The 24,865-nt window shown below is 36.7% G+C and carries 20 protein-coding genes and 3 pseudogenes; 17 read left to right on the top strand and 6 right to left on the bottom strand.

Annotated features, from left to right (window positions below):
• On the bottom strand, positions 1-564 hold a 564-nt coding region (locus J7E52_RS20115), incomplete at its 3' end, for an IS110 family RNA-guided transposase (protein ID WP_214750220.1).
• A 574-nt stretch (positions 565-1,138) separates the two neighbouring features.
• On the opposite strand from J7E52_RS20115, the gene J7E52_RS20110 reads away from it, so the two are divergent.
• Positions 1,139-2,425 carry a histidine--tRNA ligase gene (locus J7E52_RS20110; protein WP_214750219.1) on the top strand — a complete coding sequence of 429 codons (1,287 nt, stop codon included), beginning with the start codon at positions 1,139-1,141 and terminating at the stop codon, positions 2,423-2,425.
• 286 nt (positions 2,426-2,711) lie between these two features.
• On the opposite strand, the gene J7E52_RS20105 is transcribed toward J7E52_RS20110, so the two are convergent.
• A complete protein-coding gene (locus J7E52_RS20105) occupies positions 2,712-3,314 on the bottom strand; it encodes a YczE/YyaS/YitT family protein (RefSeq protein ID WP_214750218.1) in 603 nt (200 codons plus the stop codon).
• A gap of 115 nt (positions 3,315-3,429) precedes the next feature.
• Between J7E52_RS20105 and J7E52_RS20100 the strand changes: the two genes are divergently transcribed.
• The 8 genes and pseudogenes from J7E52_RS20100 to ptsG all read left to right on the top strand — a co-directional run bounded on the left by J7E52_RS20100 (position 3,430) and on the right by ptsG (position 11,943).
• Entirely contained in the window at positions 3,430-3,882 is a 453-nt protein-coding gene (locus J7E52_RS20100) for a MarR family winged helix-turn-helix transcriptional regulator (RefSeq protein WP_214750217.1), read from the top strand.
• Between the two features lie 21 nt (positions 3,883-3,903).
• Entirely contained in the window at positions 3,904-4,422 is a 519-nt protein-coding gene (gene paiA / locus J7E52_RS20095; RefSeq protein WP_214750216.1) for a spermidine/spermine N(1)-acetyltransferase, read from the top strand.
• Positions 4,423-4,444: 22 nt separating this feature from the next.
• Positions 4,445-5,068, top strand: a complete 624-nt coding sequence (locus J7E52_RS20090; protein ID WP_214750215.1) for an FMN-binding negative transcriptional regulator — start codon at positions 4,445-4,447, stop codon at positions 5,066-5,068.
• A gap of 399 nt (positions 5,069-5,467) precedes the next feature.
• Complete coding sequence (locus J7E52_RS20085; protein WP_214750214.1) at positions 5,468-6,430, top strand: LacI family DNA-binding transcriptional regulator; 963 nt, start codon at positions 5,468-5,470, stop codon at positions 6,428-6,430.
• A 238-nt stretch (positions 6,431-6,668) separates the two neighbouring features.
• The gene (locus J7E52_RS20080) at positions 6,669-7,532 is read left to right on the top strand and encodes a Cof-type HAD-IIB family hydrolase (RefSeq protein ID WP_214750213.1); all 864 of its coding nucleotides are present in this window, start codon (positions 6,669-6,671) and stop codon (positions 7,530-7,532) included.
• Between the two features lie 16 nt (positions 7,533-7,548).
• Positions 7,549-8,463, top strand: coding sequence for a phytanoyl-CoA dioxygenase family protein (locus J7E52_RS20075; RefSeq protein WP_214750212.1), 915 nt, complete (start codon positions 7,549-7,551; stop codon positions 8,461-8,463).
• 354 nt (positions 8,464-8,817) lie between these two features.
• Positions 8,818-9,738, top strand: coding sequence for a phytanoyl-CoA dioxygenase family protein (locus J7E52_RS20070; RefSeq protein ID WP_214750211.1), 921 nt, complete (start codon positions 8,818-8,820; stop codon positions 9,736-9,738).
• Positions 9,739-9,868: 130 nt separating this feature from the next.
• Positions 9,869-11,943 (top strand): annotated as a pseudogene (gene ptsG / locus J7E52_RS20065) (glucose-specific PTS transporter subunit IIBC).
• Positions 11,944-12,110: 167 nt separating this feature from the next.
• Here ptsG and pepD read toward each other — a convergent pair.
• The 3 genes and pseudogenes from pepD to J7E52_RS20045 all read right to left on the bottom strand — a co-directional run.
• Positions 12,111-13,208, bottom strand: a pseudogene (pepD, locus tag J7E52_RS20055) (beta-Ala-His dipeptidase); the annotation flags it as partial.
• Between the two features lie 122 nt (positions 13,209-13,330).
• Positions 13,331-14,641, bottom strand: a complete 1,311-nt coding sequence (locus tag J7E52_RS20050) for an MFS transporter (protein WP_214750208.1) — start codon at positions 14,639-14,641, stop codon at positions 13,331-13,333.
• 176 nt (positions 14,642-14,817) lie between these two features.
• Complete coding sequence (locus J7E52_RS20045) at positions 14,818-15,582, bottom strand: MBL fold metallo-hydrolase (protein ID WP_214750207.1); 765 nt, start codon at positions 15,580-15,582, stop codon at positions 14,818-14,820.
• Positions 15,583-15,716: 134 nt separating this feature from the next.
• Between J7E52_RS20045 and J7E52_RS20040 the strand changes: the two genes are divergently transcribed.
• The 3 genes from J7E52_RS20040 (at position 15,717) to J7E52_RS20030 (ending at position 17,065) form a co-directional block, all read left to right on the top strand.
• Positions 15,717-16,124 carry an Lrp/AsnC family transcriptional regulator gene (locus J7E52_RS20040; protein WP_034304420.1) on the top strand — a complete coding sequence of 136 codons (408 nt, stop codon included), beginning with the start codon at positions 15,717-15,719 and terminating at the stop codon, positions 16,122-16,124.
• A 202-nt stretch (positions 16,125-16,326) separates the two neighbouring features.
• Positions 16,327-16,563 (top strand): hypothetical protein, encoded by a 237-nt coding sequence (locus J7E52_RS20035; RefSeq protein WP_214750206.1) that lies wholly within the window; start codon positions 16,327-16,329, stop codon positions 16,561-16,563.
• Positions 16,564-16,699: 136 nt separating this feature from the next.
• Positions 16,700-17,065, top strand: coding sequence for a hypothetical protein (locus tag J7E52_RS20030; protein ID WP_286197936.1), 366 nt, complete (start codon positions 16,700-16,702; stop codon positions 17,063-17,065).
• Between the two features lie 983 nt (positions 17,066-18,048).
• Here the strand turns inward: J7E52_RS20030 and J7E52_RS20025 are convergent.
• Positions 18,049-19,023, bottom strand: a complete 975-nt coding sequence (locus J7E52_RS20025) for a LacI family DNA-binding transcriptional regulator (RefSeq protein WP_214750205.1) — start codon at positions 19,021-19,023, stop codon at positions 18,049-18,051.
• Positions 19,024-19,754: 731 nt separating this feature from the next.
• On the opposite strand from J7E52_RS20025, the gene J7E52_RS20020 reads away from it, so the two are divergent.
• The 5 genes and pseudogenes from J7E52_RS20020 (at position 19,755) to J7E52_RS27485 (ending at position 24,834) form a co-directional block, all read left to right on the top strand.
• Complete coding sequence (locus tag J7E52_RS20020; protein ID WP_214750204.1) at positions 19,755-20,996, top strand: MFS transporter; 1,242 nt, start codon at positions 19,755-19,757, stop codon at positions 20,994-20,996.
• Positions 20,997-21,017: 21 nt separating this feature from the next.
• A complete protein-coding gene (locus J7E52_RS20015; RefSeq protein WP_214750221.1) occupies positions 21,018-22,481 on the top strand; it encodes a glycoside hydrolase family 32 protein in 1,464 nt (487 codons plus the stop codon).
• 53 nt (positions 22,482-22,534) lie between these two features.
• Entirely contained in the window at positions 22,535-23,536 is a 1,002-nt protein-coding gene (locus J7E52_RS20010) for a carbohydrate kinase family protein (protein WP_214750203.1), read from the top strand.
• A 44-nt stretch (positions 23,537-23,580) separates the two neighbouring features.
• Positions 23,581-23,810, top strand: a pseudogene (locus J7E52_RS27095) (ROK family transcriptional regulator); the annotation flags it as partial.
• A gap of 661 nt (positions 23,811-24,471) precedes the next feature.
• Positions 24,472-24,834, top strand: a complete 363-nt coding sequence (locus J7E52_RS27485) for a hypothetical protein (RefSeq protein WP_214750202.1) — start codon at positions 24,472-24,474, stop codon at positions 24,832-24,834.
• Positions 24,835-24,865: the final 31 nt, after the last annotated feature.

Raw genomic sequence — 24,865 nt, 5'->3', positions numbered from 1 at the left:
ATCGGTCTCTATTTTTTCACCGTTTAGAATCGCTTCAAGGATACGGCGTCCCGATACACCAAAAATGTCTGATAGAACGGATGTTAGCTTGATATTAGCATCCTGAAGAATTTTGTGAATGCGATTCTGTTCTGATGTGCGATGATGAATCAATTTTTTTCGATAACGAGTAAGATCTCGTAAATCACGAATATCCTCTGGTGGTACAAAATTGCTTTCAATAAGTCCGCATCTTAGAAGCTTGGCAAGCCATTCGGCATCTTTTACATCAGTTTTACGGCCTGGAACGTTTTTGACATGCCTGGCATTGGCAAGAACAAGGTGAAAAGAACCTTCGAGTATATTCCATATTGGTTTCCAGTAGACTCCGGTACTTTCCATCACAACATCGGATACCTGAAGGGTAGCGAGCCAATCACTTAAAGCCAAGAGTCCCGTTGTTGTAGTTGAAAACGTTTCAATAGAGGTTTTTGGCTTTTTATCTAATGGACCAAATAATACACAGGCTACTACTGTTTCTTGGTGTACATCTAGGCCAGCACACCGTTCAATCATTGCTTCCATAGGAGAATCACCTCAAAAAAAGATTAACCATACATATGACAGGAGATTTGTTACAAAAATTTTTGTATACGTACTAGCAGTACACTAAATGGTTCTTCCATACTGTCAAACCAGTTTCTTATACAGGGTATCTTCCTTAAGATCCACCAAAAAAAGTTCAGCCTGGTTGTATTGTTATCATCCATTATCGTCAAGGGGTTAATGGGTTAGACTCTATTTTGAGTTTAGGTTTTCGTAGTAGATGGTGGCGGCGAGGAGCGCCGCCATAGGAGTTTCTTATGGAGCTAAAGGGGCAGTTTAGTTGAACAAGCAATAATTAATAAATTAAAAAGCTAATGGAAAAAAACTTTTTGTTGTGATACATTAAATGGAAATACGAGGTGGATAAAATGCTGTCATTTTTGAATAATTTTTTCCTGTCACAATTACATCATCATAACAAGTAGTCTTGCTATTCGATTTTTAAAAATCGTATATAGGAAGACTATTTATCATTGAACCGCATTGATTAAGTTTAAGAACTTTAATCTTTTGCGGTTTTTTATTTTTAAATAAACAATTGGAGGTAAAAAAGATGAAAAAGATGGATTATCAAAATGTAAAGGGAACACAAGATTATTTACCACAAGCAGAAGTAGTACGAAGCAATATTAGGAGAACATTAGAAGATGTTTTTATCCAATATGGGTGTAAACCTCTAGAAACGCCAATTTTAAATTACACAGAATTGCTGGCTTCTAAGTATGGAGGGGGTGCTGAAATTTTAGAGGAAATGTATACATTAACAGACAGAGGAGAAAGAGATTTGGCATTGAGATACGACCTAACGATCCCTTTTGCAAAGGTAGTTGCAATGAATCCAACAATGAGGATGCCTTTTAAAAGGTACGAAATAGGTAAAGTGTTCAGGGATGGTCCAATAAAAACTGGAAGGTTCCGTGAGTTTACTCAATGCGACGTTGATATTGTGGGAGTTAAATCTCAAATAGCTGAAGCAGAATTAATGATTATGGCATTGGCTGCATTCGACAAACTCGATTTAAAAGTAATAATTCAATATAACAATAGAAAATTATTAACTGGAATGCTTCAAGTATTTGAAACATCAGATGAAAAAATTAATAAAGTAGTATTAATACTTGATAAACTTGAAAAAGTTGGATTAGAAGCTGTTACGTCTGAGCTTACTGAACAGGGGCTGACGCCTTCAACAGTCAAATTAATTAAACGGTTTTTGACCGATAAAAATAATACAAGTTATAGCTACTTTGAACCTTATTCTGTACAAAGCGAACAGGTTAAACAAGGTTTAGAAGAATTAAAAGAACTGGAAACATATCTGGAATTCCTTGGTGTCAATAATCAATGTATATTTAATCCATTTTTAGCAAGAGGCTTGGAGATCTATACAGGTACTATTTATGAAATTTTTTTATCTGATAAAACAATTAAGTCAAGCATTGGTAGTGGGGGAAGATATGACAATGCTATCGGTGGACTTATCGGAACAAATGAGAACTTTTCTACAGTTGGAATATCATTTGGTTTAGATGTTATTTATACTGCTTTAAATACATCGAAGGAAAAAATCTTAGAAAATCCTACTGTAGACTTTTATGTAATCCCAATAAATACCCAAAAAGAATCATTATTAGTGGCAAGTTATCTAAGAAATAAAGGCTACAACGTTGAGTTTGAAATGGGGAACAAAAAGATTGGGAAAGCTTTAGATAAGGCAAACAAGGAGAATTTTCGTAACGTTATCATTATTGGGGAAGATGAAGTGAAAAATAATCAATTTAAAATCAAAGATATGTTCTCTGGCGAAGAAAGAATTGAATCTTTTGTTTTTAATAAATGATGAATATGAAAACTTCTTCTTTAACTAAAACAGCTAAAAAGCTTCTGTGTGTTCTTCAGCAATCGGGCTCGATTCTTTAATAAGAATCGCTTTGCTTAATGACCTAACGGGTGCGTTAGCTGAAGATCGGAGCTGTCTTTAATATAGCTTTTTCTTTATGCAAGGGGCAAGTTAGTTCAACAAGCTGATAACTCTAAGAAGCCAGTGAAAACAACATTTTCACTTTGATAAAACCCTGTATTAATGTATGGTTTTTCTTTTGCCCCATAAACTTCAGCTGTATTTTTTAATTAAAGGGTAGTATCCTGTCTAATACCTTTTTAGTAATTGGCATAAAGTAATTAAGTATGAGCCCGCCTATACAAACTGTTAATAAAGTTCCAATGCCAATTGGTCCATTGAAAATTATTGCCATTATCAAGAATACGAGGTAAATGAATGTTCTCGAAAAAAAAATATTTGTTCTAGTTAATTCTTGTATGATTAATGTTAAACGGTCAACTGGAATCGGTGCAAAATTTGTGTGTAAATATGTTGCAGTTCCTAATCCTACAAGAACTAAGCCGATTCCAAAACAAACAACTTTGCTGTACCATAGTTCAGGTGTTATCAAATTGTGCAATAAAAAAAGCCACATATCAATACCAATACCCGTTATAAATGCTGTTAACAACCCCAAAACTTCTGGTCTTTGTCTTTTTAAAAATGAATTACAACATATCAATATTAAGGCTATTATTATTTCCCAACTTCCCACAGTAAGCCCCACATTTATGGACAGTCCTACCAATAGTGCATCAAAAGGTGAAGTTCCGAGGTCTGATTGTATAGTGAAAGAAATACCAAGGGTTAATATTAAAATTCCTAATACATAAAAAACATATTTCACTTTACTCGACCTCTTTATCATTATTTTTTATTGCAAATGCAACAAAGTTAGGTTAAATTTAATATATGTCATTTTTATCGCATTTGCAACAAAAATATGTACTAAGGAGTTAATTATGAATGAAATTCTTCGTGAAATTGGAATGATTGCAAGGGCATTAGATTCTATAAGTAATATAGAGTTTAAAGAATATGACCTTACAAAAGGGCAGTATTTGTACCTTGTGCGAATATGTGAAAACCCAGGAATCTTTCAAGAAAAGTTAGCTGAGATGATAAAAGTCGATCGAACAACAGCAGCTCGTGCTATAAAAAAACTTGAAATTAATGGATTTATTGAAAAGAAAGAAGATAAACATAACAAAAAAATTAAAAAACTCTTTCCAACAGAGAAAGGGAAAAATGTTTATCCTTTTATAAAAAGAGAAAATGATTATTCCGATATCGTTGCATTAGAGGGGTTTTCCGAAAGAGAAGTAGAAACCATTTTTACTCTTCTTCAAAGGGTTAGAAAAAATATAGAAAAAGACTGGGAATATGTAAAAAAGGGAAACAAGAGAAATTATTGATTATATAAAGGAGCGACATATATGACTATAAATATAAAAAAGTGTACCCATGAAGATTCACGCAAACTTCAAGAAATTAGTTATGAAACATTTAATGAGACATTTAAGCATCAGAATTCACCCGAAAATATGATTGCCTATTTGGAAAGGGCATTTAACTTAAAACAATTAGAAAAAGAATTATCCAATATTTCTTCTGAATTCTTTTTTGTTTATTTTAAGAACGAAGTCGCTGGATATTTAAAGGTCAATACCAATGATGCCCAGTCTGAAGAAATGGGTGCTGAATCACTTGAAATCGAGAGGATTTATATAAAGAAAAAATTTCAAAAACATGGGCTTGGTAAATATCTGCTAAATAAAGCTATGGAAATTGCGATGGAACGTAATAAAAAGAAAATCTGGCTAGGCGTATGGGAAAAAAATGAAAATGCTATTGCTTTTTATAAGAAATTGGGGTTTGTTCAAACTGGAGCCCACTCTTTTTATATGGGTGATGAAGAACAAATGGACATTATAATGACCAAAACACTCAAATAACTTTTTTGAAAGGGGGATTATTATGTATATTCCAAAATATTATAAGGTCAAAAAGGTTGATGAAATTTGGGATTTTGTTCAAAAAAACTCTTTTGGCACGATTGTCACAACAGAACAAGGGAAACCAATTGCCACTCATTTGCCTTTGGGGTTAAATAAAAAAGGTGATGATTACTATATTACAGGGCATATGGCTTATGGAAATCTTCAGTGGAGAACATTTGAAACCTGTGAAGATGTGCTTGTTATGTTTCAGGGACCGAACGCTTACATTTCTTCTTCTTGGTATGGGCATGAAGAAGTTCCAACATGGAATTATCAAGCCGTCCATGTATATGGTAAAGCAAGCATATTAGAGAAAGATGAATTAATAGAGGAATTAACAATAATGCTGGAAAAATATGAAGAAAATCGTGAAAATCCTGTTTTATGGGATAAACTTTCTCCTCATCTCTTAGAAAGTGAACTGAAAGGTATAGGTGGATTTAAGATTAAGGTAGGAGAAATTCAGGCTGCATATAAATTAAGTCAGAACCGAAATGAAACGGATTATATTAACATCATTGATAAATTACAAAATGAAGGAAATCCAAATTCGAAACAAATGGCAGAACTGATGGAAAAGAGATTAACAAATCACATATAAGCCCACTTTTATTCAACCCTCGATGCAAGAATTAAAGAACGGGACGGAGCTGTCATATTGGCAGCTTCTCTTCAGATCGTGAAAGATAGTACTTAAACTATCAGGTGCTTTACTTCAATAAGGAAGGTTGCTGTGGCTGCCTTTTTCTTATGGCACTAACGGGGCAGATTAGTTCCATAAGGAATACCTAATATTAGATCCAACGAGGAACTTATTTAAAATAGGACATTTCTTATCAAGATGCATACTATTTGATTATTTTTTCCATCATGAGGGTAAATTTTTTCTTGATATGGGACTAGTCCCATATTTTATAATCCTATTTATAAAAAACTTTGTCGGCAGAAAGGCATAAATAGAAAAAACTTCTTCCAACCCAAACTTAGATAGGGGGATTCTATGACAAATATAAGAGATATTGCGAAGCTTGCAGGTGTTTCTAAATCAACTGTTTCTCGAGTAATTAATAATCAAGGATATGTCAGTGAAGAAAAAAAAGAAGCTGTACAGCAGGCGATAAAAATAAGTAATTATCAAAAAAACATGAATGCTGTTCGATTAAGCGCAGGGAAAACGTTTTTAATTGGTGTGGTTATTCCTTTTTCGGATCACCCATATTTTGCCCAGCTACTTAAGGGAATTTCCAACGAGGCATTAACAAAAAGTTATCACCTTATCTTAATTCAGTCAGATTACAAAGAAAGCCGGGAAATAGAGGCCCTCGATATGCTGAAGCACAAACTAATCGATGCGTTAATTATCTGCTCAAGGATTTGTGATTGGAGCATAATTGAGGAATATGAGCAGTATGGATCCATTGTTTTATGTGAAGATACACGAGGGAAAAAGAGTGCATCAACATTTATTGATCATTATAAAAGTTTTATTACAGCGTTGGAGTATTTATATCAAAAAGGACATAAAAAAATCGGTTATTGTATTGGACGGATATCAGGTCAAAATAGTTTGCGGAGAGAATCAGCTTATAAAAATTTCATGAAAAAAGTAAACGAACCTTTCCGATCTCATTATATTTTTGAGCAGTGTTTATACTTTGAAGACGGAGAAGAAGTCCTAAGGCAGATAAGAGAAATGAAAGATCCTCCAACCGCATTACTTGTCACAAGTGATCAAGTGGCGGCTGGTATTTTGACCTGCAACCAGAATGAAAAAATAGCTATACCAGCCGATCTTGCGATTGTTGGATTTGATAATCAGCCGATTGCAGAGATCATGAATATCACCACTATTGAATTGCCGTTAATCGAAATAGGAAGAAAGCTTTTCCTCCAAGCAGTAGGCGAAGAATCTGTGTCTCATGAAGAAATAGCTGTTAGATTAATCGAAAGAAAAACAGTATAGAATAAAAAAATATTTTTGACTATCGACTTCATGATAGTCTTTTTTTGTGTGAAAAAGGAGTAATAACGGCATTAAATGAAAAATTTAGGGTGAAAATATTTTTTGAATTTTTAAAAAACACTCTTGACATGGGACGAGTCCCACAAAATATTCTGTTTATACAAGGTAACACACATACTTAAAGATGAAAAGTTGATAATGTGCTGCTAGCTAAATACAACATAAAGGAGGTATGAGAGTGGGAAAACAAATAGTCTTTCTTGATTTAGATGGAACATTGCTAAATGAAGAAAAAGTGATACCTGAGTCAAATAAAAAAGCGGTTCGCTTACTTCAGGAAAAAGGCATTCATACCGTGATCGCTACGGGGCGGACACCGCAGCAATTTGCTGACATTCGTGAAGTGTTAAATATTCACTCTTATGTATCTATCAATGGCCAGTACGTAGTGTTTGAAGGAGAAGTCATTTACGCCAATCCCCTAGATCCATATGTATTGCATGCCATTACGAAAATGGCGAAAAGTAAGGGGCATGCCGTAGCTTATTGTAATCATGAAGAGATTAAAGCGAGCGAGGAAGATCATCCTTTCATTAAAACAAGCTTTGTTGAGTTAAAAATGGAGTATCCTTCGGTTGACCGAGAGTTCTACAAAACGGCTGAAATTTATCAAGGTCATCTTTACTGTGACAGTCAAGATGCGCGGCTGTATGAAGAGCATTTTGCGGAATTGAATTTTGTTAGGTGGGATGAATATGCGGCGGATATCCTTCCTAAAGGAAGTTCAAAAGCACTAGGCATTCAAAAGCTGTTAGAAGCAGCTGGTGTGAAACAAGAAAACAGTTATGCTTTCGGTGATGGGTTAAATGACTTGGAAATGCTTACTTTTGTTGGAACGGGAATTGCTATGGGGAACGCAGTTCCTGAGGCAAAAGCTGTGGCTGATTTTGTAACAGATTCAAATATAAATGGCGGGATTTTAAAAAGTCTAATTCATTTAGGAATAATCGAACCAGATGAGAGCTGCAAAACAAAAATATGCTGTGGGCGCTGCCGAGAAAAATCACGTCAAGAATTGTTGAAAGCGGTTCACTTTATCTAATTAGGAGGAAATTATAATGAATGAAAAAAACAACATTTTGGTCATCCAGGAGTCATTAAACGAACGTCCAAACAATGGGCCCTTGCGTGTATTAAGTGAAGAAGATTGGCGATTCTGGAAAGAAAACGGCTATGTCGTCATCAAAAATGCGGTTCCAAAAGAACAAATTGAACGCCTGAAAAACTTAATTTGGGAATTCGAAGAGAAGGATCCTGAGGATTCTTCTACCTGGTACGCCCCGCCCCGTGCGGAAAGCAAAATGAGTGAATTGAAAAACACTGGCATGGTGGAGCTGTATAACCATCAATACTTGTGGGATAACCGCATGTACCAGAGAGTATACGACGCCTTTGTCGACATCTGGGGACGAGAAAAATTATGGGTAAGCATCGACCGGTGCAACCTAAATATGCCGATCAAGCCGGGCCACGAATACAAAGGATTTATTCACTGGGATGTAAATACATCGCTTGAACCACTGCCGGTCAATGTCCAGGGCGTGCTTTCCTTAGTAGATTCTACCGAAGACATGGGCGGATTCCAGTGTATTCCGGAATTATACCGGGACTTTCCGGAATGGGTGAAAACGCAGCCGGCTGACCGGAACCCGTATAAACCGGATATAACTGGTTATACACCGACAAAAGTGGTGGCAGAAGCGGGAGACTTGCTGATTTTTAATGCGATGCAGCCTCACGGCATCCGTGCTAATAATTCGGATAAGCCGAGAATCGCCCAGTATATCTCCATGTTTCCAGCCCAGGAAGACAACGAGAAGCTGAGAGAAGAAAGAATTATATCATGGAAAGACCGCATTCCACCAGCTGGTGATGCTTTCCCTGGCGATCCGCGCAACTGGGAACAGGAAAAATATGAACAGGCAAACTTAACTGAGCTTGGTGAGAAGCTGCTTGGATTGAAAAAGTGGTAATCGGTTTTATGAAAATATAGAAAAAATTCAATGAAAGTGGAGGTTGACGAATCATAAAAGCAGTTAATAGTAATGTGAAACCGCAAACAAAAGAGCATATTGGTGTAATCAACTATTGTTGTCAAAAACATTTGACCCAGGCTGTGAAGGTCGTCTACCTTCCACACATTGAAAAATGTTAAATATACTTACAAAACCTGCAATTTCTGCAGCCAAAAAGCCAAGTACTAGATTTTTCTCGCCTTACAAAAAGGTTTTTTAAAAATACTTCTGATGATATAAAAAGCAGAAAATCACTGCGCGCAAAACGGTTATATCAGCAAAATGAAATGATATTTTTAAGGAGGAAATATAATGGATAAAACAAAAGTAAATAATATCCTTGAAATTGATATTCCATTGAATGAACGCCCGAACAACGAACCATTAAGAGTGTTAACGGAAGAGGAATTCAAGTTCTGGAAAGAAAACGGTTACGTGGTGGTTCAGAACGTCGTTCCAAAAGAACATATCGACCGCACTGTTAACCTGATTTGGGAGTTTGAAGAAAAGGACCCTAATAACCCTTCTACCTGGTACACAAAGCCGGCTCGTGAGCACCAGATGCCAGAACTTAGGGGAGCTGGAATGGTAGAGCTTTACAACCATCAATACTTCTGGGACAATCGCTCCTACCAAAAAGTATACGATGCGTTTGTAGACATTTGGGGAACCGAAAAATTATGGACAAGCATTGACCGCTGCAACTTGAGCTTTCCAAGTAAGCCAGGTTTTGAATTTGAAGGGTTTATCCATTGGGATGGGAATACTTCCTTGGATCCACTGCCGGTAAATGTTCAGGGAATTCTTTTCTTAACAGATACAGATGTTGAAAGCGGCGGGTTGAACGTCATTCCTGAGTTATACCGTGACTTCCCCGAATGGGTGAAAACGCAGCCTGCAGACAGGGATCCTTATCATCCGGACTACACAGGGTATACACCAACTCAAGTAACTCTGAATGCAGGTGACTTATTAATTTTCCATGTGATGCAGCCTCATGGTTTGCGTAAAAACCTTTCGGATACGCCAAATATTCATCAGTACATTTCAATGTTCCCGGCACAGGAACACAATGAAGAATTAAAACAATGGAGAATTAAGCAATGGAATGATAGAGAGATTCCGGAAGGAATTGCGTTCCTGGGCGACCCTCGAAACTGGGAAAAAGAAAAATATGAGCGTGCTGAACTGAATGAACTGGGTGAGCAATTGTTGGGACTGAAAAAGTGGTAAGTTAACCAATCTTATTTATTAATTAAATAGGAGAACACTGCAAAACCCAGTGTTCTCCTAGTCTTCTGTGCATATTTTCCAGAAATGTTGTAAGCGCTTAACTTTATTGGGAGGGATTTTAAAAAAGGGGATGGATGTATTGTCTAAAAAAATGTTTGGCTTGTTACAGCAGATAGGGAAAGCACTCATGCTTCCAGTAGCACTTTTGCCCGCAGCGGGGATTTTATTAGGTATAGGCACAGCTATGCAAAATCCTACTTTATTAGTACACGCATCATTTCTGGAGGCAGGCTGGATTCAATTAGCAGCCAGTGTTTTAGCGCAGTCTGGAGACATCGTATTCGCCAACTTATCGTTGCTGTTCGCGGTTGGGGTAGCCATCGGCTTGGCAAAAGGCGATGGTGTAGCAGGGGTGGCTGCTATTGTCGGTTATCTGATGATGAATAAAACGATCAGTATCATTTTAATTTATACAGGCCAGCTTGATCCAGCCCAAGTCGGATCAAATCCAGCCCATACAACAATCCTAGGCATTCTTACCTTAGCGACCGGTGTATTTGGTGGGATTATAATCGGTGTATTAGCCGCGATGATGTTTAATCGATACTACAATATTGAACTTCCTTCTTATTTAGGGTTTTTCGCCGGTAAACGATTTGTTCCTATTATTACGGCTGTTTTTTCTATCGCGATTGGAGCTATTATGATTGCTGTTTGGCCGCCGATTCAAGAAGGATTAAATGCTTTGTCAAAAAATATGATTCATGCAAATCCTACTTTATCTGCTTTTGTTTTTGGATTGGTTGAACGCACGCTTATTCCTTTTGGTCTGCATCACATATTTTATTCTCCTTTCTGGTTTGAATTCGGAGAGTATGTTAATAAAGCAGGGGAAGTGATTCGTGGAGACCAGCGGATTTTCTTTGCACAGCTAAACGATGGGGTTGAATTAACTTCAGGTACTTTTATGACAGGCAAGTTTCCATTTATGATGTTCGGTTTACCAGCAGCTGCTTTAGCGATGTATCATGCGGCTCGCCCTGAAAAGAAAAAATTGGTTGCAGGAATCATGGGCTCTGCCGCTTTAACGTCATTTTTAACAGGAATTACAGAGCCAATCGAATTTACGTTTTTATTTATTGCTCCTGTTTTGTTTGCCATTCACTGTGTCTTTGCCGGGCTGTCATTTATGATCATGGATTTATTGAATGTAAAAATTGGAATGACCTTCTCTGGTGGTATTATAGACTACTTATTATTTGGAGTTCTACAAAACCGCACAGACTGGTGGTTAGTCATTCCAGTCGGACTCGTTTTCTCTGTTGTTTATTATTTTGGGTTCCGCTTCATGATCTCAAAGTTCAATTTAAAAACCCCGGGACGTGAAGTGGAAACAGAGGATTCCACTGTAACAGCGGTAGAATTGAATGAACTGCCGCGCAGTATTTTGGCAGCTTTAGGCGGGCATGAAAATATTACACATTTAGATGCTTGTATTACACGCTTGCGCGTGTCGGTAAATGATATGGGAAAAGTTGATAAAGCCCGCTTAAAAAGTCTTGGAGCAGCTGGTGTTCTAGAGGTAGGAAATAACATTCAGGCTATTTTCGGCCCGAAATCAGACCAGCTAAAAGAACAAATTAAAAAAGTAATTGCTTAAGAGATATACTATTCAGCTAAAATATGAGGTATAAATGGAGGTATTGTCTTGTTAAAAAACTTGTTCGGAAAAAAAACAAAGATTTCGGAAATAAAATTAGTAGCGCCCATTGAAGGAGAAATTTAAAGCTTGAAGATGTACCGGATCCCGTATTTTCACAGAAAATGATGGGAGATGGTATTGCTTTCTTTCCTATAGAAGGGAAGGTAGTGGCGCCAGCTGATGCAAAAGTTATCAATGTTTTTCCAACAAAGCATGCCATTGCATTGGAAACGGCAGAAGGGCTGGAAATATTAATTCATATTGGATTGGACACGGTTAATATGAAAGGAGAAGGGTTTTCCGTTTTTGCAGCGGAAGGTGACCAGGTCAAGTCAGGGGATCTTCTGATTAGCTACAGTCTTGAACTGGTAATGGTAAAAGCATCCAGCATTGTTACGCCGATGATTATTACCAATGGAGATATTTTAAAACAGTTACAGCATCACTATAGTGGAGAATCTGTAGCCGGTAAAACGACCGTTCTGACAGCTGTATTCGAATAGGTAAGATACAATTCTAGGTTTTATTTCTCCCAGAAACACTTGGGTTTAATGAATACTCCATATACCATATATAAATTTTTTAATTCCAACCAAAAAAGAGACATTCTATCGTTGAACGATAGGATGTCTCCAAATCTATTGACTATCATTTTGTCACATGCAGTTGTTTATAGATCCTTCATCCTTTTCAATGTGTAAACAAAATATTCCCAGTTGTTTATGGTCGAAGGGATGCTTAAGTGTTCTTCAGGTGTATGTACGGAAAACATATCTGGTCCGATTGAAACAGTATCCAACCCTGGTATCTTATCTATGAATACCCCACACTCGATCCCTGCATGTACAGCGATGATTTCAATATCGTCATGATACTTTTCTTTGTAGGTCTCTTCAAATAATTTCTTGAGTTTCGAATCAGGATTATAGGGCCATTCCGGATAATCCGCGTCAACCAATAGTTCACATCCAAGTATGTCGGCAATCACCTTTGCCTGCGTGACCATATTATATTTGATGCTTTTGACCGAACTCCTAATTTCACTTTCGAATATCATTTCCGCTTCATTTGTTGTAACGACCCCTAGATTCGTCGAACTTTCCACTAATCCTTCTATTCCCATGCTCATTCCTTGAACGCCATGCGGGATTACCAGTAAGGAGGTAATGGCTTTAGTCACCATCTTTTTGGAAAAAACGTTTGAAGAAATCGTTTCGACCTTTTTAAACCTAATCGATACCTCAGGGTCGGAAGATTGCAGTTCATTTTTAAAAGTATCCTCCCATTGCTGGAGTCTGTCCGTTATCTTCTGAACATCTTCTAAATGAATCAGTACAGTTGCCTCTGCTTCACGAGGAATTGCATTCCCTTTCAGGCCCCCGTTCATTTGCTGTATGTAGCAAATGAAGTCTGTTGTTAATTCATGTAATACTCTGCCCAAAAGTTTATTGGAGTTCCCTCTTTCCTTATGGATGGACATACCGGAGTGTCCGCCCTTCAACCCTTTAATCCTGATGTTATAAGATACAGCATCAACAATAGAAGCCGATTCCCATCCGATTGGCAGGATCTGCCGCACGCGTATTCCTCCTGCAGAGCTGACCAGCAGCTTTCCATCTTCCTCCGAATCGATATTGATCATCATTTTTCCCTTGAAGTGAGCCGGATCCACAGCAAGTGCACCGTTCATCGTCGTTTCTTCTTCAGTCGTTATGACTATTTCAAGAGAAGGATGCGGAATATCATTTGCATCCAATAATGCCAAAGCATAAGCAACAGCTTGCTGAAAGCTGCCTTGTTACTTAGATTTTAATTGTAATTTACAATATAGGGATATATCTACATTAGTCTAACTATTCAAGAAATAAGGTATTAATAAAAACTTTTCTATCATAGCTCTTTGCTTGGACTTTTCCGAGACCAAACAACTACAGGTATAAGCACTAGTGACAGAATGGCTCCAGAAAGTGATAATGCTGCAAAACTAGAATGAGCGACTACCATTCCTGATATCCCCCCACCAGCTGCTCCGGACAGTGCAAATAGGACATCGACTGATCCTTGTGTTTTTGCACGCACAGATGGGTGTGTTGAATCTATAATGAGAGCAGTCCCACTTATTAAACCAAAGTTCCAGCCCAAACCTAGTAGTACTAACGCCAGTGTAAGCAGTGGCATTGAACCTACCGGTGCAAAAGCTGCCACCAATCCAGAGGCTAGGAGTGTAGCACCAGAAGCAACAGCCATAGTAATACGGCCAAGCTTATCTACCAGTATTCCTGTCAATGGTGAAGGGAGGTACATAGCTGCTATATGGAAACCTATAACTAATCCTACTTCTCCCAAACCATGACCATGATGTCCCATATGAATTGGTGTCATTGTCATAATGGCTGCCATGACAAATTGAGTCAAAATCATAATTACAGCCCCTACAACAACACCCTTTTTGTTTATGGTAGCATTCTTTAAATTTGTCCCTGTCTGTGCGGTATCGTCTTTTTTCTTAGCATTCGCAATAGCTGTAGACACAACCAAAGGGTCTGGACGAAGAAAAATTAAGATACATAATCCGGCAATAATAAAAGCAGCTGCTGACAAGATAAAGGGGCCAGCCAAGGTTGGAACACCAATTGAATCCGCAAATTCACCCATTGTATTGACCAAGTTAGGACCAACTACAGCACCCAAGGTAGTGGAAACCATGGCCATGCTTGCAGCAGTTGCCCTTTGTTTATCTGTTGCAAGGTCTGTCCCTGCATATCGCGCTTGTAGATTAGACGCCGTACCAGCACCATAAATAAAAAGAGAAATAAATAAAAGTGGGATGCTGTTGGTTAAAGCGGCAATTATAACACCAATAGCACCTAAACCACCTGCAAGGAAACCACCTGTAAGTCCTGCTCTACGGCCAAAACGTTGTGAAGACCGGCCTATAAGTAGGGCAGCTCCTGCAGAACCTAAAGTAAATAGGGCAGTTGGAATTCCTGCCGCATTTTCAGTCCCTAGCATGTCTTGTGCAAGAAGCGCTCCTACTGTTATACCGGCTCCAAGTCCTGCTCCCCCAAAGATTTGTGAAAGAATCAAAATTCTTAATGTTTTTTTATAAAGCTGTATTTGTCTTTCTGGTGAATCAATATATTCTTGCAACCATATAGGCTGCTGTGTTGAGGTATTTGTATCTTTTGCTGACATTGTCATGAACCCCACCTCCTAACGAAATATCCTTGTAGCTTTTCATGTTTGTTTTGTCATCCTTGGAACATTTCATTTATATCTTCATTAGAATAAGCTCATAATTAAATTTTCGATAATTATGAGCTTATTCTATTTCTTATTTTTAAATAGGAACGTGACACTATTTGTCGGTGTTCATATTAAAATTTGTAGGATTCACCATCTTCTGGTACTAAAATATTACTTGAGAATCCTTTTTCTTTACTAAAGTTTTTTAATTCTTCTCTAGATAGTGTCCAATGGTTAACAGCTTCCATATGAACAGAAATAACCTTAGCATTAGGAGCAGCCTTGTGTAATTCATAGATGTCTTCTTTTCCCATAATGAGAGAACCATATTCTATAATTTGATTATCTCCGCCATTGACGACAATAATATCTGGTTTATGGGTATCTAATTCTTCCTGTACACCTTCATACCAGACTGTATCACCAGCTACGTACAATGTTTTTTCACTTGGATGTTTAAAGACAACGCCACATACTTCCCCCATACGCTTTAATAGTTCTTCTCCTCTTCCATGCTCGCCTCTTGTTTTAACTAATTGGATGCCTTCAAAGACAGGGTCCTTTGTTAATACCTCTACATTTTGGAACCCGGTATTTTGGACTTCCTTTGCATCTTCTTCATTTTGAACGAACATTTTAATATCTTTTGGTAATAGTCTTTGCGCTGCCTCGTCAAAATGGTCTAAATGTAAGTGAGTCACAATCACTGCATCAACTCCACTAATAATATCGTCAACAGAGGTTGGTAAACTCACTGAAGGATTGTTTTGATCTTGCCTAATCGTACCAGGGAAAGATGGGTACGTACCTTTCTCTGCTAACATAGGATCAATTAAAAACTTTTTATTTGCATATTCTACAACTATCGTTGCATTTCGAATTTGTGTAATCTTCATCTTTACAACTCCCTTTCTTTTCATGTGTGTTTCCTAACAGTGTTAAGTGTATAATATGAGCAGCATTCAAATACACAGATAAAATAAAGTGTTTTAGGGGTTTGACTTTATTTTTGAAAGGAGTTGACGTTCAGATGGATCAAACAGATAAGCGAATTATAGAGGAGTTATGTAGCAATAGCCGGATTACGATGAAAGAATTAGGGGAGAGAGTTCACTTAACAGGACCAGCAGCCGCAGCTAGAGTGGAGAAATTAGAGGACAATGGGGTTATTGAGGGGTATAGCATTAAAGTAAATCAAGCGAAATTAGGGTGCTTTACGTATGCCTTTATCAATATCTATATAGAAGGTACACACCATCAACCTTATCTCTCATTTATCCAAACAAAGGAGGGGTATGTTATCAATAATTATAAAATCAGTGGAGATAGCTGTTATCTTTTGGAGTGCAGGTTTCCAAGTAATGAAGCGTTAAATCAATTTTTATTAGAATTAAACAAGTATGCAAACTATAAATTATCGATCGTTATAAGTAAATAGGAGCATGAATAAAAATGGATATTTGTGAATAGTCACATTTAAACTATAGGAGGCTTGAATAGAACAACGAAGGTAGCTGCGGCACCTCTTTTTCTTATTCAAAAGTTAGTTTGTGAAGGACTGTACTTAAACTAACGGGTGCGTTAGCGCCATAAGAAGGCCGCCAAATGGTATAATTAAACATATCTTAAGGAGGTAGATTATGTTTAAGAAAATCCTTATGTTATTCGGATTATTAATCACTTTCATTGGTCTTTTTTCTTTACAAACCGATTTAGCAAATGCGCCAATACCAGTAGATGAAGAAGTTATTCTTTTACCTGGAAGTGATACATTAGTTGAAGATGACATAGAATCAGCCAAAAAACAAAGAGAAAAAGCGATGCAAGACATGGCAGATCACCCTGAATTGTTTCAATTTGCAACTGAAATTGAATGAAAATGACTCCTTTATTGCAAAGGGGTTCTTTTTTTGTTCATTTCTCTTGTTGAACTAAAGGGACAGGTTAGTGGAAGAAAGAAATTTCGGGAAGATAGCGAATTATGCAATAAAATGAAACTAAAGGTGAATTATTATGACAACGAGTGATTTGCAATATCTACGCTCAGGATTAAGAGTCAAATGTGAAAGGAATGTAAATTCATCAGTAAGACGAACTTGCTTAAGCTTTGCGGTTTGGTTACGTACATATATGGAATTTCCGATAAGGGTTGTTGTATATCTAAAAACGGATTATCAACTTAAAACCAAAGATACAAAAGAACTGGCAAGTGCTACTTTTTTTGCACCTTATGATAAAACTGTTGAACCGTACATAAGAATTGCAACAGGAGATTATGAAGAATTAGTTTCAGAAAGAGGAAAAAATGATGCTTTATGGTCAATTTTACGCAGCATGGCTCATGAGATAATCCATTATCAACAATGGCTTAGAAGATAAGGAAATGGATTAGAAAGAAGCAGAAAACGGAAGCGAAGAATTGATTAGATCGTTATTATGAATTTTTGTAATTAGATATTCTTGTTGAACTAACGGGTGCGTTACTTCAATATCAGGAGCTAATCAGGAGCTAATCAGCAGCTAATCAGCAGCTCCTTTTCTTATGAAGGGGCAGCCAGTGAAATGAAACAAAAGGTAAGATAATCATAAAGGAGAGTTTATTGTAATAAATAAAAAGAACATCTTACTAAATATTGTAGGTTCACTGTTATGTTTTACTATGTTCTATGTATGTACGATGTATGCAGAACAAGCTCCTTTATTAATTTTAGTAGGAATTTTAGGTTTAAGTGTTTTTTCTTACTTAGTTTCCCAAATTGTAATGGAGGTTGCTAACCAGAAGTAATATTCTTATTCAAGTAAAAGGTGTGTTAGCTTAAGATCGGAGCTGTCTTTAAGGCAGCTTTTTCTTATGGAGCTAACGGGGTAGTTTAGTTCAACAAGAAATAAATGCTTTAAAGGGATTTGCTCTTTCTTTATAGTAAAATTAATAGATACATAAGAATTATTGGGGGGATAATTTTGGATGCTGGCACCATTATAGGAGATGCCCACTCAGGTATCTCCCTCGCCACTTTTTATCGCAAGCTATTGGGGAACTTGGGGAAGTATATCTAATTTATTACTCATCCTTTTTAACCATGCTTTCCGGCCCTGTAATGATCACGGTAATGACTAATGGGAAATCCTGTTTGTCAAAGTTTCCCGAAGATTTCGGAACCAACTGGTCACCGAGAGTTAACAATCGATCAATCAGCAAATAATGGGTAGTTTTTTAAACAAGAAGAGCCCATGGAGTATTGCATTCTATGGGCTTCACTGGAGTTAGTTAATATTTCCTATTTATAGTGAATTTTCAGTTTGTTAAAAATAAATGAGAGATTAATTGTAATTATCACAAAACATCATGCATAGACAATAAATTAAGTCGTTCCACCTTCTAAAAGTTTAACAGGCAGATATGTCTCAAATGGAAAATCGTTAAATTCACCTTCAATTTCTTTTAATAATATATCAATTGCTGTCTTGGCAATTAAATCAATTGGTTGTTGTATGGTTGTCAATTCTGGCAGTAAAACTTGAACTGCTTCTGTTCCATCATAACCGACAACTTTTAATTGCGTTGGTATATCTTTTCCCCGTTTTTTAGATTCAGCTATAACAGATGCCGCGATTAAATCATCACTTGCAAAGATACCATCTACTTCTGGATGTTCATCAAAAAGCTTAGAGATTACTTCTTTATGATTTTGACGAGGTGAAACTTCATATGTAATTGGCAGTCTGCCATGTTCCTGCATAACATCCTCATACGCTTTTCTTCTTAAGTTTGCTGGTGTTTGCAGCTCAATTGGTCCATTTATATGAACAATATACTGACAACCTTTCATTATTAATAATTCTGTAGCTTTTTTTCCTCCGTTATAATTGTCAGAGCCAACAACAGGGATGTTTTTCGATAAATAGTGGTCAATCGCTACAACAGAAAGATTCTGCTTCTCATAATTTAGTATACCTCGATTATATGTCACAACGACTACTCCATCTACCTGATTACGTATGAGCATTTCTAAATATTTTTCTTCTTTATCTATACGGTTTAAGCTGTTACAAAGTAACAATTTATAGCCTAATGAAGCACAGATGCTTTCAATATGAAAGGCTAGTTCACCGAAAAATGGGTTACTTGAATTAGGGATAATTAGTCCTATTAAATTAGTTCGTTTATTAAATAGAGAACGGGCTAAATCATTTGGAAAATAATTAATCTCTTCCATCGCTTTATAAACTTTTTCTTTTGTTTTTTCACTTATGTAACCGCGGTTATTTAATACACGGGAAACTGTGGTTGATGAAACACCTGCTATTTTTGCCACATCGTGAATGTTAGGCTTCATTTCATATCCTCCTACCTTATTAAGAAACATCCATTATTATTTATACTGAAATACTTTTTTAATTACTCATTTGAATAAAGTTTTCATGTTTTTGTCCATTGATTGGATACTGAGATTTTTTCAGTTGGTTCAAAGATATATTAAAGATTGGCATCAACATTGTATAAAGAATCCATTAATATACTATTTAATAGCATATCATAATCTGTCACCTACTAGGAAAACCCTATTATAAAATAATTTCAAATTAGTGTATGTTTACTTAAATAAATTTTCCTCCGTCATGCTGATCACACGCACCTATTTTAGAGAAAAGTACTAATAGGTGCAAGGGTTGGGAATAAATTTTCAGTTGTGTTGAAGTTTTTGCAACTGAATGATATTGATTAACGCTCATTATCAACGGAAGATAATATCTGATTTTTCAAAAAAATAAACTGTCAATCGGTTGACATATGTAACCGGTTGACATAAACTACAGTTGAAAGCGCTTTTATAAGTTATTTATGACGAAAGACATATGAGGGGCAAGTGAAAGGTATGTATTGTGGCTCAACGTTATATTTTAGAGGGGATTGGTGGTTCAGGTACAGGCATTAAATAGAGAGTGCATCATCATTAAAAATCTACAACCATGTATGGGTTAAAATTCACATTTCTATGTCTTCTTTTTCATATCGTTAACTAGTTATTCATTTCTTTTCACATGTCTAGTATAAGGAGCGATTAAATTGAAAAGTTCAAAAAATCTGTATTGGATGTTAAGTGCGTATTTTTTCTTTTTCTTTTTTACTTGGTCTTCTAGTTACTCTTTATTTTCCATTTGGTTAGGACAAGAAATAAATTTAAGTGGGTCAGCAACAGGTATTATCTTTTCTGTAAACGCTATCTTCGCCTTATGTATGCAGCCACTATATGGTTATATATCTGACAAAATAGGTTTAAAGAAAAAAATATTATCTTTCATTAGTTTGCTGCTCGTATTTGTAGGACCATTTTATATTTTCATCTATGGACCATTATTAAAATACAATGTCTTTTGGGGCGCGATTGTTGGAGGTATCTATTTAGCTGTTGCTTTTCTAGCAGGTATTGGAGCGATTGAATCCTATATTGAAAAGATTAGCCGTAAATATGATTTCGAATATGGAAAATCAAGAATGTGGGGCTCTCTAGGGTGGGCGGCAGCTACATTTTTCGCAGGACAGCTGTTTAATATTAATCCAAATATCAATTTCTGGGTTGCATCTGTTTCAGCCATCATATTAGTGGCCATTATTATGTCTGTGAAAATAGAAATGACGGATCAAGAGATGAGCAGAGCCGATTCTATTAAATTAAAAGACGTTGGACAACTTTTCTTATTGAAAGATTTCTGGTTTTTCATGATGTACATTATTGGGGTGACTTGCCTCTACAGTGTTTATGATCAGCAATTCCCTCTTTATTACGCATCTTTATTTCCGACTGAAGCTTTAGGCAATCAAGTATTCGGATATCTAAACTCGTTTCAAGTATTTTTAGAGGCTGGAATGATGTTTCTTGCTCCGTTTATCGTAAATAAGTTTGGTGTAAAGAATAGTTTAATTCTAGCAGGATTTTTAATGGCCTTCCGAATCATCGGTTCTGGAATTGTTGTTGGGCCAATCGGGATTTCTTCGATGAAATTAATTCATGCTCTAGAATTGCCTATTATGCTAATTGCTATTTTTAAATATTTAGCAGCGAATTTCGATACCCGTCTATCTTCTGTGCTTTATCTAGTTGGTTTCCAATTTGCCTCTCAGGTAGGTGCATCTATTCTTTCACCAATCGCAGGTGGATTATACGACAGTGTAGGATTTCGTCATACCTATCTCATCATGGGAATCATGGTTTTTTGTTTTACCATTATTTCAATCTTTACTTTAATAGGTTCTAAAGAAAGCAAAGGCTTAAATGGCAATGGGGAAAGGTTACGAAAGATAATATAGGAGGATGTTAGAATGTTAACAATTAATAGAATTCAAAAAGCTGAAGAGGCACTGAAGAATGCCAAGAAAAAAATAAATGATCGGTATCGATTAGGTTACCATATCATGGCGCCAGCTAACTGGATTAATGACCCGAACGGTTTCGCACAGTATAAAGGGGAATATCATGCATTTTATCAATGCCATCCATATGATGCAAATTGGGGGCCTATGCATTGGGGCCATGTAAAAAGTAAAGATCTCATTCATTGGGAGCATTTGCCTGTTGCTTTAGCTCCTGGGGATGCTTGTGATACAGATGGATGTTTCTCAGGAAGTGCCGTTGATAATAATGGTGAACTAACCCTAATCTATACAGGACATCACTATACAGACAAGGAAAAAGATCTCTTCTATCAAAATCAAAATATTGCGGTCAGTACGGATGGCATAACATTTGAGAAAGTTGGAGAAAATCCGGTTATTGCTAAACCACCAGTAGATAGTGCACATCACTTCCGTGATCCAAAGGTGTGGAAGCACAATGATGCCTGGTACATGGTTTTAGGAAATTCGACGAAGGAGAATGTCGGAAGAGTTATTTTATACCGTTCTTCTGATCTACTGAAGTGGGAATACATTGGCGTTCTTGCACAAAGTGACGGCTCACTTGGATATATGTGGGAATGTCCAGACTTCTTTGAATTAGATGGAAAATATATTCTAATGATCTCTCCTCAAGGTATTAAATCAAAAGGAGATTTATATAATAACCTATTCCAAACAGGTTATTTGGTTGGAGATTATAATTATGAAAAAAACGAGTTTGTTCATGGAGCGTTTACTGAATTAGATAATGGACATGACTTTTATGCAGTTCAAACACTATTAGATGATAAAGGTCGTCGAATTGCGATTGGTTGGATGGATATGTGGGAGTCAAACATGCCAACAAAAGCAGATGGATGGTGTGGAGCCTTAACATTACCACGCGAAATAACGCTAGGGGATCAGAACAAGATTTTAATGAATCCTGTTGAGGAATTAACCTTATTACGTGATTCTGAACACAATGAGTGTACAAATCAAACCATTTCTGAAAGCTATTTGGTAGAAACGAAAGAGGATTTACTTGAAGTGAAGGCTGTGTTTGACTTAACTAATTGTAGCGCTCAATCTGTAGGTCTAAAAATTCGTGGTGTTAGCCAAGAAGAGACAGTATTAACGTATCACTTGGATAAACAACAGCTAACACTTGATTGCTCCAAGTCAGGAAAAGCGGAAGATGGTGTTAGAAACACAATACTTGGTACAAATGAAGAGCTTTCCCTACGTGTATTTATTGATCGATCTTCCATTGAAATCTTTGCTAATGATGGACAAACGACCATGACAAGTCGTATCTATCCTAATGAAGAAAGGTTAGGTATTGAGTTATTTACTGAGAATGGTGATGTACAAGTCAAGGAAATGACTTATTGGAACCTAAAAGACATCTGGAAATAAAATAACAAGGAACAAGTGTCTAGACACTTGTTCCTTGATTAAGGGTGAATACATTGAAAAAGGTTTTTTGTATTGGTGAGACATTAATTGATTTTATTCCTATTCAAAAAGAAAAATCTTTAAAAGAGGTTACTAGTTTTGAACGTGTTGCCGGTGGAGCTCCTATGAACGTTGCGATTGCAATTGCAAAATATGGTGGGAATTCAGTCGCACTAACCAAGATAGCTAATGATAATTTTGGAGATTATTTAATGGACGTGCTTCAAGAAAATGGTGTAGACACTTCCTATATTATTCGAAGCGATGAAGGAGAAACTGGATTAGCATTTGTATCTGTAGATAAATTCGGAGAAAGAAGCTTTAATTTTTATCGAAAGAATACAGCTGATTTATTGCTTTCACCAGATGAGGTGAAGTCAGAGTGGTTTAATCAAGGAGATCTTCTTCACTTTTGCTCAGTGGACTTAGTTGAAAGTCCAATGAAACAAACTCATATAAAAGTGATAGATAGTTTTAAAAAAATAGGTGGAATTGTATGTTTTGACCCTAATGTCCGGCTTCCTTTATGGCCTGATGAAGAAAGCTGTCGGCGTACCATACTAAACTTCTTGCCTCTAGCTGATATTGTAAAAGTATCCGATGAAGAATTATATTTTATAACAAATATTAATAAGGAAAAGGAAGCGATTAAATCCCTTTTTGTTGGTGACGTGAAAGTGGTCGTATATACAAAAGGAAGCGATGGCGCAAATATTTATTTGAAAAATGGAGAGGAATATGAAGACAAAGGATTTAAAGTAATTGTTTCAGATACAACGGGGGCAGGTGATGCATTTATCGGAGGTTTCTTATCCGAACTAGTGTCACTTGAAGTATCTAATGAAAATCTATGTGAAAGAGTGAGTGAAAATCATCAACGTTTACTTACTTTTGCAAATGCAAGTGGAGCACTTACTGCTTCCATAAAAGGTGCTATTCAGGCAACACCTGGAAAACAACATATATTAAATTTTATCTCTACTCAACAGTCAACAACAAGGGGTGGGGAAGAATGAAATTCTGTAACAAGTTTTAAACTACCTTAATGTGTTCAATTATTAATAAGGACAATCACTCTCTTATATATTTGTATTCCGGTCAAAATGGTCCACGTGCAGGAATTATGATAACTGGCGATGTGGTGCGAGGATGTACTTTTTCTCAGGAGAGGTTTCATTCGTCCCTCAGTATGATGACAGAAATTCTCTGCAAGCTTTGGAAAATGGAAGTGCAACTAAAGAAGCAACTATCCGTGAGGAATATGAGTTTGATTCAATTAGCTGTTTAATAGGAGAGAAATACGGGAGTGAAGTTCAAGAAAAGATAAAATAAATCTGGAATAGTGAACCTAATAAGAATGGTTCCTTGTGAACTAACGAGTGTGTTAGCTGAAGATCGGAGCTGTCTTTAAGGCAGCTTTTTCTTTATGCAACTATCGGTGCAACCCACTTAAAGAAGGAAACATGATTCTTTTGAGAATTTTTTTGTAGATAACTTCTTGGGGGATTTGTAAATGGTTAATTAATGAAAGGGGAACCAATATCGTTAAGTCTTAGTTCTATAAGAAGAAGTAAAAAAGTCGATCCCTTAACGTATAGGATATCGACTTTTCAGGTTGGAATTCTCTTAGCGTATGAAATTTCCAAATGGGCGGTATAGCCTTGTTGCTACCGTTCATAAAAGTACACTTTTACGAACGGGTTGTTTTTGCCGAAAAAGGGTCGTTTTTTACGTTCCAGCGTGTCGCAAAACTCATTTTTATGCAAAAAATGATGAATAAAAAATCCGTCCTCCTTCCTATGATAGACACCACTCCATCATAGGAAGGAAGACGGACTATCTTTATGCTGACCTATTTTAAAGATTCTCATTCAACCACTCATGTGTTACAAGGAATTGATGGGATGCAAACCTTAAAATGCCCTGTTGGTAACACGGGGCGTCCTCTATTATGCAGAAAAGCCTTTCTAAAAAGCTTTCTTCTCAAAACATGGTTTCGCTTGGATTCCTTGCGCAAATAAGAAAATTTCTAGAGGCTTTCCCATATTTTTCTCAACTGTGCGGCTTTTCCCACCTTCCACATTTGGCTACATTTGCGGGTATTGCCACATGGTTTCGAGAAGAAGGATATGAGGCCATTCACTTCGAGACGCTACAGAAGATGGGGCTTCGCCAGCCACTTGTCGTCATGATAGACAGTACCGCCTTGCGAAGAAGTCTGTATGATTCACAAGCAGCTAAAGGAATATCTACGCGCTTCTCATGGTACACGGGTTACAAACTTCACCTTTGTTTCCGTATACGACACATGTAGAAAACTGTGCGGTGTTAGAGATCAAAACTAA

The sequence above is a fragment of the Bacillus sp. ISL-34 genome (assembly GCF_018613325.1).
GTDB lineage: Bacteria > Bacillota > Bacilli > Bacillales > DSM-1321 > Peribacillus.
Note: the sequence above shows the minus strand (reverse complement) of the source record. Positions and strands in the feature narration are given on the sequence as shown.